Annotated in this window: 21 protein-coding genes and 1 pseudogene; 14 read left to right on the top strand and 8 right to left on the bottom strand. The window is 59.0% G+C overall.

Features of this window, described 5'->3' with window-relative positions; translation table 11 throughout:
* Nucleotides 1–90: 90 nt before the first annotated feature.
* The 5 genes and pseudogenes from AN401_RS02740 to AN401_RS20240 form a co-directional block, all read right to left on the bottom strand.
* Nucleotides 91–444 carry a hypothetical protein gene (locus tag AN401_RS02740; RefSeq protein ID WP_096778478.1) on the bottom strand — a complete coding sequence of 118 codons (354 nt, stop codon included), beginning with the start codon at nucleotides 442–444 and terminating at the stop codon, nucleotides 91–93.
* 42 nt (nucleotides 445–486) lie between these two features.
* Nucleotides 487–1,023, bottom strand: a complete 537-nt coding sequence (locus AN401_RS02735; protein ID WP_096778477.1) for a hypothetical protein — start codon at nucleotides 1,021–1,023, stop codon at nucleotides 487–489.
* 9 nt (nucleotides 1,024–1,032) lie between these two features.
* Nucleotides 1,033–1,275 carry a hypothetical protein gene (locus AN401_RS19630; RefSeq protein WP_157772137.1) on the bottom strand — a complete coding sequence of 81 codons (243 nt, stop codon included), beginning with the start codon at nucleotides 1,273–1,275 and terminating at the stop codon, nucleotides 1,033–1,035.
* A 61-nt stretch (nucleotides 1,276–1,336) separates the two neighbouring features.
* Nucleotides 1,337–1,750, bottom strand: coding sequence for a S24 family peptidase (locus tag AN401_RS20075; RefSeq protein WP_157772135.1), 414 nt, complete (start codon nucleotides 1,748–1,750; stop codon nucleotides 1,337–1,339).
* Nucleotides 1,751–1,837: 87 nt separating this feature from the next.
* Nucleotides 1,838–2,047: pseudogene (locus tag AN401_RS20240) on the bottom strand (helix-turn-helix domain-containing protein); the annotation flags it as partial.
* A gap of 163 nt (nucleotides 2,048–2,210) precedes the next feature.
* Between AN401_RS20240 and AN401_RS02725 the strand changes: the two are divergent.
* The 14 genes from AN401_RS02725 to AN401_RS02645 all read left to right on the top strand — a co-directional run bounded on the left by AN401_RS02725 (nucleotide 2,211) and on the right by AN401_RS02645 (nucleotide 10,604).
* Entirely contained in the window at nucleotides 2,211–2,453 is a 243-nt protein-coding gene (locus tag AN401_RS02725; protein WP_096778475.1) for a MerR family transcriptional regulator, read from the top strand.
* A 44-nt stretch (nucleotides 2,454–2,497) separates the two neighbouring features.
* Entirely contained in the window at nucleotides 2,498–3,037 is a 540-nt protein-coding gene (locus AN401_RS02720) for a phage regulatory CII family protein (protein ID WP_096778474.1), read from the top strand.
* A gap of 11 nt (nucleotides 3,038–3,048) precedes the next feature.
* On the top strand, nucleotides 3,049–3,288 hold the full coding sequence (locus AN401_RS02715) for a hypothetical protein (protein ID WP_096778473.1): 240 nt from the start codon (nucleotides 3,049–3,051) through the stop codon (nucleotides 3,286–3,288).
* On the top strand, nucleotides 3,285–3,701 hold the full coding sequence (locus AN401_RS02710; RefSeq protein WP_096778472.1) for a hypothetical protein: 417 nt from the start codon (nucleotides 3,285–3,287) through the stop codon (nucleotides 3,699–3,701). The genes AN401_RS02715 and AN401_RS02710 overlap by 4 nt, the downstream gene beginning before the upstream one ends.
* Before the next feature lie 50 nt (nucleotides 3,702–3,751).
* Entirely contained in the window at nucleotides 3,752–3,994 is a 243-nt protein-coding gene (locus AN401_RS02705; RefSeq protein ID WP_096778471.1) for a hypothetical protein, read from the top strand.
* Nucleotides 3,991–4,233: a hypothetical protein gene (locus AN401_RS02700; protein WP_157772130.1), complete on the top strand. Its 243-nt coding sequence runs from the start codon at nucleotides 3,991–3,993 to the stop codon at nucleotides 4,231–4,233. The genes AN401_RS02705 and AN401_RS02700 overlap by 4 nt, the downstream gene beginning before the upstream one ends.
* Complete coding sequence (locus tag AN401_RS02695; RefSeq protein WP_096778469.1) at nucleotides 4,226–4,504, top strand: hypothetical protein; 279 nt, start codon at nucleotides 4,226–4,228, stop codon at nucleotides 4,502–4,504. Before AN401_RS02700 ends, AN401_RS02695 begins: the two co-directional genes overlap by 8 nt.
* Nucleotides 4,501–4,788, top strand: coding sequence for a hypothetical protein (locus AN401_RS02690; RefSeq protein WP_096778468.1), 288 nt, complete (start codon nucleotides 4,501–4,503; stop codon nucleotides 4,786–4,788). Before AN401_RS02695 ends, AN401_RS02690 begins: the two co-directional genes overlap by 4 nt.
* Before the next feature lie 430 nt (nucleotides 4,789–5,218).
* Complete coding sequence (locus tag AN401_RS02680; RefSeq protein WP_096778466.1) at nucleotides 5,219–7,453, top strand: replication endonuclease; 2,235 nt, start codon at nucleotides 5,219–5,221, stop codon at nucleotides 7,451–7,453.
* Nucleotides 7,450–7,683, top strand: a complete 234-nt coding sequence (locus AN401_RS02675) for a hypothetical protein (protein ID WP_096778465.1) — start codon at nucleotides 7,450–7,452, stop codon at nucleotides 7,681–7,683. Before AN401_RS02680 ends, AN401_RS02675 begins: the two co-directional genes overlap by 4 nt.
* A 2-nt stretch (nucleotides 7,684–7,685) precedes the next feature.
* Complete coding sequence (locus AN401_RS02670) at nucleotides 7,686–8,018, top strand: hypothetical protein (RefSeq protein ID WP_096778464.1); 333 nt, start codon at nucleotides 7,686–7,688, stop codon at nucleotides 8,016–8,018.
* A gap of 139 nt (nucleotides 8,019–8,157) precedes the next feature.
* Entirely contained in the window at nucleotides 8,158–8,685 is a 528-nt protein-coding gene (locus AN401_RS02665) for a DNA methyltransferase (protein WP_096778463.1), read from the top strand.
* Between the two features lie 828 nt (nucleotides 8,686–9,513).
* Nucleotides 9,514–9,918, top strand: coding sequence for an MbcA/ParS/Xre antitoxin family protein (locus AN401_RS02650; protein WP_096778460.1), 405 nt, complete (start codon nucleotides 9,514–9,516; stop codon nucleotides 9,916–9,918).
* Nucleotides 9,915–10,604: an RES family NAD+ phosphorylase gene (locus AN401_RS02645; RefSeq protein WP_096778459.1), complete on the top strand. Its 690-nt coding sequence runs from the start codon at nucleotides 9,915–9,917 to the stop codon at nucleotides 10,602–10,604. Before AN401_RS02650 ends, AN401_RS02645 begins: the two co-directional genes overlap by 4 nt.
* Nucleotides 10,605–10,618: 14 nt before the next feature.
* Here the strand turns inward: AN401_RS02645 and AN401_RS02640 are convergent, their stop codons facing one another.
* The 3 genes from AN401_RS02640 to AN401_RS02630 all read right to left on the bottom strand — a co-directional run bounded on the left by AN401_RS02640 (nucleotide 10,619) and on the right by AN401_RS02630 (nucleotide 13,778).
* Nucleotides 10,619–10,873 carry an ogr/Delta-like zinc finger family protein gene (locus tag AN401_RS02640; protein ID WP_096778458.1) on the bottom strand — a complete coding sequence of 85 codons (255 nt, stop codon included), beginning with the start codon at nucleotides 10,871–10,873 and terminating at the stop codon, nucleotides 10,619–10,621.
* Nucleotides 10,874–10,956: 83 nt separating this feature from the next.
* The gene (locus AN401_RS02635; RefSeq protein ID WP_096778457.1) at nucleotides 10,957–11,952 is read right to left on the bottom strand and encodes a phage portal protein; all 996 of its coding nucleotides are present in this window, start codon (nucleotides 11,950–11,952) and stop codon (nucleotides 10,957–10,959) included.
* The gene (locus AN401_RS02630) at nucleotides 11,949–13,778 is read right to left on the bottom strand and encodes a terminase large subunit domain-containing protein (protein ID WP_096778456.1); all 1,830 of its coding nucleotides are present in this window, start codon (nucleotides 13,776–13,778) and stop codon (nucleotides 11,949–11,951) included. The genes AN401_RS02635 and AN401_RS02630 overlap by 4 nt, the downstream gene beginning before the upstream one ends.
* Nucleotides 13,779–13,854: the final 76 nt, after the last annotated feature.

The raw sequence follows: 13,854 nt of genomic DNA, 5'->3' as shown, positions 1-13,854 counted from the left end.
AGCCAGATAATCAGATGGCCTATGATATCAATGGCGGAAACGTCGGCTTTTATTCTCACTTCTCGTGCTCCTTTTGGGTTGTTGTAATTATTACCACTCCAGCTCTTGGCTGTCGGCGTTGGCTTGTTCGTTGTACATCATCAGCAGGGTGGCATAGTTGCACATGCCCATTCCGCAGTAGGTGCGGATCACATTATCCAACAACCGGCCATCCTGGGCTTGTGTCAGTCGCTTGAACGAGTTCAGTTCTTCCTGCTCCATCATTCGCAGGGTCATAGGGTCACCCATGCCAATTTTAGTGTAGGTTTCTTTTACGTTGACCTTGATAAACTCAACCACCTGTTTCTTTTCAGCCTCGGAGCCGCCAAATTTGAGCGGGTGAACAAAGTCGGCACCAAAGGCAGAGAACGACATAGCGGATATTAACAGAATAGTTTTTTTCATGGTGACTTACTCCCGTGCTATTGGTTAGTTATTGGTATAGCTCTACTGTTTAGTTGTTATCGAGGGGGAGAGCTTCTCATATACCAGATAAATGGACTCGTAATTTTCCCGCTTTAACTCACCGCTGTACTGAATACCTTCTCTCTGAGCCACTTCTTGCAGCGTGCTGTAAAAATCGGGCAGCGTCCGTTCAACGGCATCCTTCACCTTGGGATAAATCGAGTTGGTAACAGCGGTTTTGTCCACATTGTTGGCCAGCACCGCGTCGCAGGTTTGGCGCATGTGGTCAAAATAAAGCTCTCCCTTGGTGGCGATTTCAAAAAAATCATCCAGGCCAGCGGCATCTTGTTTGTTTATGTAGCGGTGAAAGGCCGTGGTGAACTCCTGAAAAGATCGGGCCTGTTCGGCGGTAAGCTTGTTGGCAGTTTCCACCAGCTTGGCTTCGTGATCCTTCCGCTCCTTCTTGCTCATGGTGAAGCGGGATACCAGGAAACCCAGCACGAAGGTAAAGAAGGGGGTTGCCCATTTGATCAGTGACTCAAGCAGGCCAACATGTTCGGGGGCAGATCCGGTAGGCATAGCGTCTCCTTATCGGGGGCGGTTTCTCAACGCTGCTAATAATGCCTCAATTGTATCTGCTTGGGAAAAATACATCATGCTGTGGCAGTCAGGAAAAACCTGCCGTGCCGCTCGCTCCCCGGCCTCATGCACACCACACCCCTCGGCGATCAGTTGCTCAGTGATTTGAGCCCAGCGCGCTACCGCCTCGGGACTGGGCCGCGAAGTCAGGCCAAAACGAACATACAGCTTATGTGCAATATCCTGATTCATTCTGCGCTCCGTGCTGATGGCAGCCTCTAGCTGCTTCGTTTTTGTTAGAAATTGTCTTCTTCTAGATTTTCTTCTCGGTCCACCTGGCGATGACCTTGATGTCATCGGGCTTACTGCTTTGGGTCAGGTGGATCTTGTCGTAGGCGGGGTTGTCGCTCTTGATGTAGAGGCCGCCCATCAGGTCGGACTGCAGGCGCTTGACCAGCAGGTTGCCGTTCAGGCGCAACACATAGATGCCGTCGGTAAGGTGGTCTACCGCGTCGTCGGCCAGTAGCTCCACCAGTACGGTGTCGCCATGGTCCAGGGTGGGGTGCATGGAGTCGCCGTGTACCTTGAGCGCCGCCAGCTTTTTGCCTTCCAGGTCGTGGGCGCGCAGCCAGTCTTTGGCAAAGGGCGCCCGGGCGTCCAGATGATCCCACTCATTGTGGGCGCCGTTGCCGGCCGAGGCGAACACATCAAAGCTGTCTATCCACACAACAGCCTGATCAGCCTGATGTGTAGGCGGAGTATCTTCAGCCTGATTAGAACTTTTGGGGCCGACACCAAAAGCAAGCCAGATTCGGCTCACCTCTGCCGCATCAGCCATTGCATAGATGCGGTCAAGCGTAGGCACTGCTTCGCCATAGACATACTTCTTGATTGCAGTATCAGAAACGCCTGTGAGCCTGCCGAACTCTCGGTAGGACTTGGGCTCGATCGATTCGGCCAGTCTTTTACAGAAGGCATCGATATCAAAATCTGGGCTAGCTAAATCCCGCTTCAAACGCGACATGACTCACACTCAACATCTCATAAGTTACCACTGATAACTTTTAGGTTGACCATGACGAGACTTGTCACCTATGATTGCCAAACAAGAACATTTGAGACCGCCAAGCCTAAAAGTTCTCGTTCTCTCGACATAGGGCGACATGTGACGCCACAAGGTGACAATCATGACACAGTTAACCGTAACTTTCGATACGCCCGTATGCACCACGCAAATTTTTGCGGAGCGTACGGGCATTTCTGTTCGCACCGTAGAACGGCTGGTTGAAGACGGCCGTATCCCTATCCTCCCCAAGCAGAAAAAAACCGAACGCACCCTGATCAACCTGATCGCCCTGAGCCAGTCGGCGCTGGATCTGTACCAGCCGCCCAAGCCCAGGGGCCCGCGTCCTCGCAAGGCGGTCGCCTGACCGCCAACCCCATGTGTATTCAACCACGCCAAGGATGCCAACGAATGTTTAAGCCTCATTTGGATAAATTCGGTACCGAGTACCCCCACTGGGAGTCGGCCCTGGCGCGCTTCAAGGCCGCGCACAACCAGTCCGACGTGGCCCGCGCCATGGGCATCAAGCCGCAACTGTGGATCAACAAGCTCTCCGTCGAGCAGACCGGCGAACCCACGGTTAAAAACGTGATCGCTGCCGCCCGGGTCACCGGCGACCACACCCTGGTGCAGGGCCTGCTGCTGGAGCTGGATATGAGCGGCATCCAACTGCCCAAGTCCAACCACGCCGCCAGCCAGACCCCGCTCACCCACCAGGCGCTGGAGATCACCGCCACCGCCGGCGAACTGGCCCGCCACGCCATCGAGGCCCAACAAACCGGGCAGGTAAACCGCCAGGCCCGCGACCAGGCCGTAAACCGGGCAACCGCCATGATCGGCGCCCTCGCCCTCTTTGTGCACGACGTAGAAGCCCGCTTTCACGCCATTCCCGGCATCACGGTGGCCATGGATACCCTGGCCAGCTCGGTGGTGCCCGGCCTTACCGGATAAGGAGCCACGCCATGAACTACATCAACACCGCCCGTTTACTGCGTACCCCGGCCCCCGTGGCCACCGCCCCGTTGCGGCCGGAGGTGATCACCCATCGCCACCGCCCGGGCTTTATCGAGCGCCAGGACGGAAGCTGGATTTGCCTGCCCGTACAGCACAACAGAAAACGGCGCATCCACCGCCGTCGCCGCCTGTGGGACTGGATCAAGCAGGTGCTGGGCAACGACGCCGCCACCGGAGGTGCCGCATGACCGCCTATCACGCCATTACCCAGCCCGCCGGCGAGTTGGCCATTAACCATATGCGCCACCTGCTGGGCCGCTGCCGCATCGCCAGCTGGTGGAGCAGCCAGCCCCGCGCCGTGCGCGAAGGCATCTGCCGCGCCGCCGCCCTCAAGCCGGCCCTGTACTGGGACAAACCACTGGCACAAATGACCGACGACGAGCGCGAAGCCATCCGTCGCGCCGTGGTGGCGCTCAAGCAGGCGATGGCCGCCATTACCGCCACCGACCGGGGCGAGTGGCTGCATATCGCCGACTTTGCCGGCGTGGCGGATGAAGCAATCGAAGAACAGCAGGAAGAAGACAGGCGCCGGGAACTGCTGGCCCAGCAGGCGCAGCTGCTCAGGCAGCGGGCAGAAAAGGTGAAGGCCGCCCAGCGGTAACTGGAGGCGGCCTTCGGATGTGTATCCACGCCAATGAATACGAGAAAACTATGACACAGCTTAACGCAATACGCAAAGCGGCCAACGACCGCATCCACAACTTCAACCAGCTGGTGCGGGTAGGGCAGTCCCGCAGCATCGAGTTTGCCACCGAGTGCGCCCTGGAAGTGCTGGCCGAGCTGGCCGACGAACTGGGCGCCCTGGCCATGTACCAGCAAATCACCAACCGAATGCATCAACTGGAGCAGCACCGGGTGCTGGCTCCCATCACCGCCATGGGGGTGCAAGCATGAAACGCAGTGATATGGAATTCTGGCTGCGCAGCCTGGAGCGCAGCGGCCGCCACCAGGCGTTCTACCTCAGCCATGCCCGCCACTGCCTGCAGATGGCCGCCGAATTTTGCCGCCTGGGCAACCGATCGGAGGCGGCCAAGGCCCTGACCGATGCCGGCAAGCACCGCCGCATGGCCGTCGCCTGCATCCGCGATGCCGCCGGCATCCGCAACCTGCTGCTGGAGGACTGCCATGACTGAGCATGACCTGTTCCGCCGTTTCTACGGCATCGCCCGCGCCACCGCCGGCAAGCGCTACGGCGACGAGATCTTCAGCGAGGAAAAAGAGCTGATGACCGCCGCCGAGGCCGCCCGTCAGGGCTTTAGCAACTACCAGATCCTGCGCGCCCGCCACGCCGCCGCCATCACCCTGGACGAGCGCGCCGTGCCGGCCCGTGAGCCTTCGCGCCACTCCGCCGCCATTCAGCTGGCCGTGCACAGCTTCGGCCGGGTGCGGAGGTGCTTTGCATGAGCGACATCCTTAACCCCCGCGCCCACCTGCGCCGCCACTGGCACCAGGCCAAGGCCGACTTTTGGCGCCACTGGCGCTGGTGCTTTGAGCTGGCCCCCACCGACCTGTGGGGGCGCAACCGCGCCCTCAGGCGCGTCCGCGTCCGCCTGATCCTCGACCTGGGCACCATCCGCAGCCTCTACTGGCAGGCCCTGGGCCAGGGCTTTCTCTCCATTGCCAAGGCCATTGGCAACTGGTGGGCCAAAACCGCCGATCTTCACCAGCTTGGGAGAGTGGTACTCTAATGGTGCTGTTTTCTACATCTGAGGCCAAAAAAGAATGTCTGACCAAAAGTCTATGGAAACGTGGTGTGATTGCTGCGGCAGTTTCGAAGAGTGCACACCGCGCATGCTGGGCGAAGAGCAGCACCTTTATTACCGTGAGGAAAGCATGCAGCTCATGGGAAGCACACGCTTCGACGAAAGTAAGGTCTACTTGCCGGAGCAGCCAATTCGAAAAGAAAAAAAATGGCTTTGCGCTGGGTGCTATGACCCCATCCTCGAAGTTACCGGCGTCATACCCGTATGTTTGCGTTGCTATATGCTGCTCAAGCCCAATGAGTACAGGCTTCAGCTCTGTCCGACCTGCAATCAAACAGCGGCAGGGGTCGAAATCAGGGCCCGATATAATCACCTGCGAAAGAAGCACCAAAGCTAAACAAAAAGAGGGGCGTTAATGGCCCCTCTGAATATCCCGAGCAACATTGCTGGCAACGTGGTGCCGGCCTTCTTTTTGAGCAGTATCGTTCATCAGGAAAACCTGCTGTTCTGCGCCAAACAACTGGAGCAGGTGGAGTACGACACCGCCAAAGAACTGTTCGGACACTACTGTTACCGCTATCAGAAGTACAACCCCAGAAGCGCAAACATCTGGCTGCGTAAGCACGTTGCCAGTATTCGTGCTCATGAGGGCCGCTTTCCGCTGCCGCTGAGTTACATCAATTCCGAGCTTAAGCAAGCCATGGTGGCCCGGGAGTGGGCCAACCGGGTGGCCAGCATCATCAACCAGCTGACCCATGGCATGACACGGAAGGTTGCCGCGCAAACCCTGCTGCATGAAGCCATGGCCCCGGCCAGAGCCTGGGGTTTCAGCCCGATGTTACCGGTGATTGATGGCGAAGCCACCGACACCCAACTGGACATGGCCGCCAGCGCCCTGGCACGGCTGCAGGATGCAGATTGGTGGGAGCGGCAGATCCGCAAAGCATACCGCCGCCTTAAAGAGCATGTGGCCATCATCGTGGGCAAGGTGCGCAAGGGGGTGAGCCCCTACGTTTCCCACAAGGCGGCACAGGAGCATAAGGAACGTCGCCGCGCAGGCGCCGCTTGGATGCACACCATGTATGCCATTAATGAAGAACTGGGACTGGAGATCCCCCTGGCGGACGCGGTGAAAGCCAGCGTGGCCAATCCCGAGATCCGCCGTATGGAATTGATGGTGCGGATGCGCGGCTTTGAAGACCTGGCCGAAGAGCAAGGCTGGGCAGGCGAGTTCTACACCTGGACCGCGCCCAGCAAGTACCACGCCTGGACGGTGATGGATAACCGCAAAAAAGCGCAAACCGGCGAAAAGCTCGAAAAACGGGTCAAGACCATCCAAAACGACAAGTACCAGGGCTTTACCCCCAGCGAAACCCAGGCCTACCTGTGCCGCCAGTGGAACAAGGCCCGCGCCAAGCTGGACCGGCTGGGCATCCGCCGCTTTGGCTTTAGGGTGGTGGAGCCGCACCACGACGGCACCCCGCACTGGCATTTGCTGATCTTCGTGCACCCCAGCCAGCGCCGGCTGCTGCGCTCGGTGCTGCGCCATTACGCCATCGAGCACGACCGCCAGGAGCTGGGCAGAAAGGGCTACCGCGCCCGCTTCGACTGGAAGGAAATCAAGGACGAGCTGGGCAGCGCCACCGGCTATATCGCCAAGTACATCAGTAAAAATATTGATGGCTTCAATGTCGGCGTAGACGAGGAAACCGGCACCGATGCCAACGATACCGCGCCCAACGTGGCCGCCTGGGCCAGCCTGTGGCGCATCCGCCAGTTTCAGCAAATTGGCGGTCCCAGCGTGCAGGTGTGGCGAGAGCTGCGCCGGCTGCGCGAGGCCACCCGCAACCCCATTATTGAACCCGCCCGCCGCGCCGCCGACACCGGCAAGTGGGCCCAGTTTGTGGAAGCCATGGGCGGCATCGACAGCCCGCGCCGGGATCATCTGATCAAGCTGGCCCACATCATCAAACCCGCGGCCAGCAAATACGGGGAAGACGTGGCCAAGCTGCTGGGCCTGCGCACCATCGACATCACCACCAGCGTTAACGGCATCCCCACCGGGGTGATGGTGGGCGTGTCCGAAGCCCAAACCCGGCACCAGGGCTGGACCTTGTCACGGACCGGCCTTGGCGAGCGCAGCGAGTTGCCCTCAAGCGGCGGCAGCCGCGCCCCTTGGAGTTCTGACAATAACTGTACGGAGGATCAAAAAGGGGCAGAAAAAGATCCGCTGGACCACGAAATGGCCATGCTCGGCCTCGATGCCCGGGACAAAGAACGGCTGCTGAACGGCGCCGTTATCGAAATTGATGGTTTATTCATCAGCATTCGCAACGGCTGCCTTAACACCGGCCGCCACCGCCCTGGCCTACGCCCGACAGAAGACCCCCTCGCCATCTGGGAAGAGAACGAGTTCGCCGAACTCGGGCAAGAACGGGAGCGCGACCGCGCCGCCCGCTACCGCCGCGATGCTCTGCATTTGCTGCACCGCGGCGCCGACATAGAACACTGGCTGGCCGCCATTCCCCCACAGTACCAGGCGCTGGCACTCGACCAGATCACCACCCTGGTGGAGCAAATGGAATACGAGGCCAGCTGGCAAGACGACGATCTCAACAGCTGGATAGACGAACTGGAGGAAAGTGCATGAAGGACTACCACATCACTCACCACGCCGCCGAACGCTACCGCGAACGCCGCTGCCGGCATCCGCTCTACATCACTGCGGATCTGAGCCGGGCCCGCCCGGCCACCAAGGGCAAACTGCGCAAGGCCCGCCGCTGGCCCCGGGCCGGCCAGCGCCTGCTGATCACCCCCGACGGCTTCGCCTTCGTCGCCGCCGGTGCGGTGATCGTCACCTGTTTTCCGCTGGGGGGTTGAGCATGAGCCAAACATCCGCCGCCGAGCGCAAGCGTAAAAGCCGGGCCGCAGCCAAGGCCGCCGGCATCACCCGCTTGGAAGTGCTGTTGGGAGAAGCGGAATTCCAGCGCCTGGACGAACTGTGCCGGGTCCGGGGCGGCGTGCGCGGCCCCTACTCCGCCGACGAATACATCAGCCTGCTGATCCACCGGGACTGGCAACGCCTCCAGCAGCAACTGGCCGAACTGGGCCACTGCACCCACTGCGGCGATGCCCTGCCCCAGGGCTGCAACGGCCTGTTCAAAGGCGACTCTCGCTGCTGGCACACCGAACAAGCCAAGCGCTTGGCGCTGTGACCGGTCACAAAAGGAAAAGTGAGCATTTTTTATGGAGGGGTTCTGCCTGGCTTAAACCGACAGATGAGCGCAAGCCACTTATGCAGGGTGCATAACCCCATGATTTGTATTAACATTCCTGATCAAATTGGAGATATTTATGAGCAGTACCAACGGCAATGTTTTGCCCCGAGAGTCTTATCCAACACCGCACTCGGTAGTATCAGCACTACTTTCTCGCCTTGAGGTGAGACAGGGTGATCATTTCCTTGAGCCCTGCAGAGGAACCGACGCAATTTGGAACCAAATCCCGTTGCCTGAAACACAGAAGCACTGGGCAGAGATTGAAATGGGCCGTGATTATCTGAAGACGGCCTTCCAACACAAGATGGATATCATCATTACCAATCCGCCTTTTTCTCTGGCAGAACCCTTTATTGAAAAATCCCTTTCCGAGCTAAGTGATGATGGGACCATGGCTTACTTGCAGAGAGTGAACTTTCTAGGTAGTAAACGAAGAGTGCCGTTTTGGAAGAATGTAGGGTTCCCTGACAAGTCACCCATTATTGTTCCCAGGCCAAGGTTCGTAGGTGGAAACTCGGACAGCTGTGAGTATGCCTGGTTTATCTGGGACCGGGGTAACCGCTTCAATATAGACAAAGGTCTTAGTCACTTATTATGTGATTGACCGCACAAAAATTAAACTTTGTCTGTTGAATCATAGACTCTCACAGCTACTAGCACGGAGATAACAATATGTCAGGTACTTGTGGGAGTTGTCGGCGTCCATTGAGCGACTCCATTACCATAGAAGATCACCCCCTCGGAAAGATTAAAAGCTGCCCCCAGTGTTCGAGCAACGAAGGTAAGCATGTCTTTTATGCTTACGACTCCTTTGGTATGAGAACAATGGAAGATGGCAGCGTGATTGTTCAATCGTGGTGCCCTAGCTGCAGATCGAAAAATAAGCCGGCTTCAGAACCAGTAGCGATTTGCTAACCCACAGGGGCGCACCAGGCGCCCTTTTTACAATCCCCTAAAGGCATGAAATGACCAAATCAATTATGTTCAGCGAATTGGTTTTCTTTAGATTTCAACAAAAGTAGAAGGCCCTTTGCTGCCGTTCCGGACCTCCTTCATGGACTGCTCGGCAAGAGTGTCGAGAGCGTACTCAGGTACCTGGGAGACAAGCTCAGGTGTACGCTCGGCCTTCCGCTTCAGCGGGGCCTTGAAGCACCTCACACGGGCCTTGTGGGTCTTAAGCATTTTTCACCTATAAAAATCAGCAACTTATGGTTATAGAAACCATTGAGTCAATGTTAATGCAAGCTCATGTTTAACGCCAATATACCGTAATAAGTAGCCAGTAATGCAGCAAGTGCCCTCTAAAAGCGTGACCTGTCACGGCAAAACAAGACTGTTCATTTATGGACAAATTTACTAAAGTAAACCTAAGTTGACCAACACCACAGCGCCCCGGGATCCTCCCAGGACGCTACGCATACAGGAGGGGGGTATGATGTCACTAGCGTTACCAGCCCAAGGAAATCATGTGGTTGACCACAGCAAGGCGCTCCCGGTCGTGTTCCGGATTCTGGACAAATGGGGCTGTGACTCCAAGGAGCAGCTGGCTCTGCTGGGCATACACTCCCGTTCAACATTGAACAAGTACAAGGCGGCGCATGGCGGACTGCGTCTAAGCCCGGACACCCTGGAGCGGATGAGTTACATCCTCAACATCCACAAGAGCCTGCGCATTCTGTTCAGTGCCGAAGACAGCGTGTATGGCTGGGTACGCAAGCCCAACCAGCACCCCTTCTTCGCCGGCAGAAGCGCCATGGATGTGATGATGGGTGGCAAGGTGGCTGATCTGTACGAGGTATCGAAACGACTGAGTGCCTGGCGTGGAGGAACGGCGTGAGCGAAGAGCTTGAGATTGCCCAACTGCAGGGCCAGGAGTGCTACCGGCTGATCCCGAGCAAGTACCCGCCCATTGATCTGTACGAAGACGTGGCCACCGCCGACGAACTGGAAGCCGTGCATGCCGTGGAGGCCATGACCAATCCGCGACTGCTTGAGCAAGCTGGTGATCTGAGCCTGGTGCCCAAGGAGGATTGGCTGGTGGGCATCCCCCACGCCAGTTACGCCATGGCCGCGTTTACCCATATCAACCCGGAAGGGGCGCGCTTTACTACCGGAGATTTTGGCGGTTATTACTGCGCCCCTTCCCTGGACACGGCAATAAAAGAGACCATCTACCATCAGGAACGGCTTTACGGGTACACCAAAGAGCCTGCTCAGCGCATTCAAATGCGCTCACTGTTCGCCCGCTTCAGTGCGGATCTGGTAGACATTACCGACCAACAGCATCTTTCATCCAACCTCTACCACCCCACCGACTACAGCCACAGTCAGGCATTCGCCAGCCAGCAGCGCAGTAATGGGGCCGATGGATTGAAATACCGCTCGGTCAGGCATGCAGGCCATGATTGCTTTGTGCTGTTCAGACCCAGGCTGATCACTGAAATCTGCCAGGCCAAGCACTATGACTATTGCTGGAATGGAAGTGCAATTACCAGTGTGCTGGAAACACGTCTATACGGCTAAATAAGAAAGAGCGCTCACCGCGCCCCTTCCATTTCCCTCAGTAAATCTTTCTGTGCCCCTGGTGGCAGGGCCCTCATCAGTTGGAACGCCAGCTGGGTGGTGGTTTTGGCGCTGGGGCTCAGGCTGTGCCGGTAGCCGGCGCCCATCACCCAGGTGTGGCCGCACTCGGCATCGTTGCACTGACAATACAGCTCGGTGTAATCCCGGCTCAGGCGGTTGGTTTTTGTTATCCGCCCCTTGCTTCCGCACTCTCTGCAGTAAACCCGCATGTTTAAAACTCCCCCGAGTAAACATGCACCTATGATAAAACATCCGGCACCGGATGGCAGCAAACCACTGTTTTTTTATCCAGTTACTCCAGCGTAAACTGCAGGGCCAGCCGCGCCGGGATATCCGGGTCCGAGTTGACCACGTCGGCGATCAGCTCGCACAGCGGCAGCACCTCGTTGCGGGTGTAGACGGCATCGTATTTCTCCGGGTCGCCCAGGCCGCCGGTGTTGGTGGGGATGATGCCGGCCAGCCCGGGCGGAAAGCGGTGCGCGGTGAGCACGTCCTGGGCGCTGATGTTCTTGATGCGGTCGAAGTCGTCCTTGGTGGCGATGTCCCCCACCGGGATCAGCTTCACCCCGTCCGGGTTGCCGTTGGGGATGTTGATAAACAGGCTGCGGAAGTTGCCCACCCCCTTGGAGCTTTGGATCTTCTCCTTCAGCTCTTCTTCCTGGCTTTCGCTCAGGTTGGGGTCGGTGGCGTAGAAGATAAAGCCCATGTGGGCGCCGTTCTGGTAGTAGCGCCGGCGGAACAGGGTGGCGTCCCGGTTCAGCAGGGCGGACTGGATGCCGCCCAGGTAGTCCGGCAGGCCGTAGATCTGTTGGCGGGGGTCGTACTGGCTCAGGAAGATAACGTCGTCTTCCCGGTAGCGGATCTGCTGGTTGTTGGCCTGCAGCAGCACAAAGTCCCCGCTCTTGTGCCGGCGCAGGTACATGGAGGGCAGCGGATGCAACCGCACCACCCGCCCCAGGCCGTTGCGGATCTTCAAAAAGCCCGCGTCGCCGAACTGGATCAGGTTGTGGGCAAAGGCCTGCATCTGCACCCGCTTCATGCCCCCGCCGCCCTTGAACTTGCCGGCGATCATGTTGCGCCGGGCATAGAGCAGGGCGCCGTGGTGGGCGTTGGTGTTGGCAATCTGGGCCAGCCCCTGGCGGCTGACCGGGGTGCTCCAGTAGTCGGCGTAATCGTCGTAAAACAGTTCGGTGTAGTCGGTCAGCCAGCGGCCGGGCTCGATGGCCTCCGGCTCGCCAAAGCTGAACGCAACCAGGTTGTTGGATTGATGGCTGGCTTGCTCGGTCATGCTTGTATGGCCCAGGTTGAGGTGCGTTGGTTGGAGTGGTCCAGCGGCTCGTTGATCACCGCGTGGGCGATGGCGAAAAAGGCGTCGGCGTGGCCGGTGGTGGCGTCCCGCCCCGCCTTGAAGGTCATGGCGTTGCCGGATCCTGTGGTGGTGCGCTTGATGGCCATAAACGCCAGCGGAATGTCCTTGTGCAGCCGGTCCCAGCTGATGCGCCCGGCCTCCACCACGTCGATCATCTTCAGCACCAGGCGGTTTTTGCTCTCCACCGAGTAGTGGATGGCGTGCGCCTCGCGCGGGTACTTGGTTTTGATCAGGTCGAACACCCCGGCACCGATGCCGGTGATGTCCACCCCGATGTAGGTCACCCGGTAGCGCTTGAACAGCTTGGCGATTTCGGCCACATGGTGCTGAAAGTTGAGCCCCCGCCAGTGGTGCTTTTCCAGCACCCGGAACGGCTCGCCGGCGACCAGCGGCGGGGCCAGCACCACCAGGGTGGCGTTGTCGCGGGTGCGGCTCGGGTCGTAGCCCAGCCACACCTCGCGGGTACCGAACGGCCGGGCCGCGCGCGGGTCGAAGTCTTCCCACTGGGCGGTGTCGACGCCGCAGCCTTCCAACTGGTTGAACTTGAACACGCTGGCTTCGTCGTCGACGAACTCGCACATAAACAGGTTGCGGAACACCTCGTCGGCGTATTCGTCGCGCAGCTCGTCCACGTCAATCAGGTTGCAGCCGCTGGCCACCGCGTCTTCCACCGTGATGGCGTAGCGCCATTGCCGGTCCGGGCACACCCGGCCGCCGTCCTGGTAGTCGGCCAGGGTCGGGAATTCGATATCCTTGCGGCTGTCCTTGCCATCTTTCCAACTGTCGCCGGTCCAGAAGCCATAACCCGGGTGCGACTTGGCCGAGGGGGTAGAGAAGTAGGTTTTCCGCCACCGGCTTTGCGTGGCCATGGCCGAGGCCACGTTGGACAGTTTGGTAAAGCCCGGGATCCAGAAGTATTCGTCGATGTAGACGTTGCCGCTGCGGGACTGGGCGCTGTTGGAGTTGGTGGACAGAAAGTGCAGCTCGGCGCCGTTGCTCAGGATGATCGGGTTGCCCGACAGCTCCACCCCCAGAAACTCCCGGGCGATGTTGATGATGTAGGAGCGGAACACCTCGGCCTGGGCCCGGGTGGCAGACAGGAAGATCTGGTTGCCGCCGGTGATGACCGCGTCTTCCAGCGCCTCGCCGGCGAAGTAGTAGGTCATGCCGATTTGGCGGCTTTTCAGGATGTTGCGGGTACGCGGGATGGCCGGGTCGTTCTTGGCCTCGCGGCACCGCAGCTGATAGCCGAACAGGGTATCCAGCCAGCCCTGGAAGTCTTCGGGCAACAACTCGCCGATATCGTTTTTGCGTTGCTTGCCCTTCTTGCCCTTGCCGCCCTTGGCCTGTCCCCCGCCGCGCTTGCCGCGCCGCTCGCCCGGTTCGGGCAATTCATCCGCCGGCACCCCGGCGGCCAGGGCCGCTTCCCGCTCCTTCAGGGCCAGCTCTTTCTCGCGCAGCTGCACCAGATCTTTCTTCAGCCGCACATGCTGGCCGATCAGCCGGTCCAGTTCGTCCAGCTCGGCCGGGGTCTTCTTTTCCCGGGCCAGCAGCAGCTGCACCCGCCGGGCGATGGCGTCTTCCAGCTGCTCGTCGGACAGCAGCGCGTCCCAGCTGTATTTTTCCGCCCACTGGTACACCACCCGCGCCGAGTTCAGGCCCAGCTCCTGGGCGATTTCCCGGGGCAGCCAGCGCTTGAGGTAAAGCCCCTTGGCGGCGTTGCGGATTTCTTCGGTGTAGGCCATGGTGGTCCGTGGTGGTGATGAATGCGGCCATCATACCCACCGAAAACCGCCACCTATCGCCATGAAATTCCGAGAA

Origin of the sequence: Zobellella denitrificans (genome assembly GCF_002407485.1) — a bacterium.
Taxonomy (GTDB): Bacteria; Pseudomonadota; Gammaproteobacteria; order Enterobacterales; family Aeromonadaceae; genus Oceanimonas; species Oceanimonas denitrificans.
Note: the sequence above shows the minus strand (reverse complement) of the source record. Positions and strands in the feature narration are given on the sequence as shown.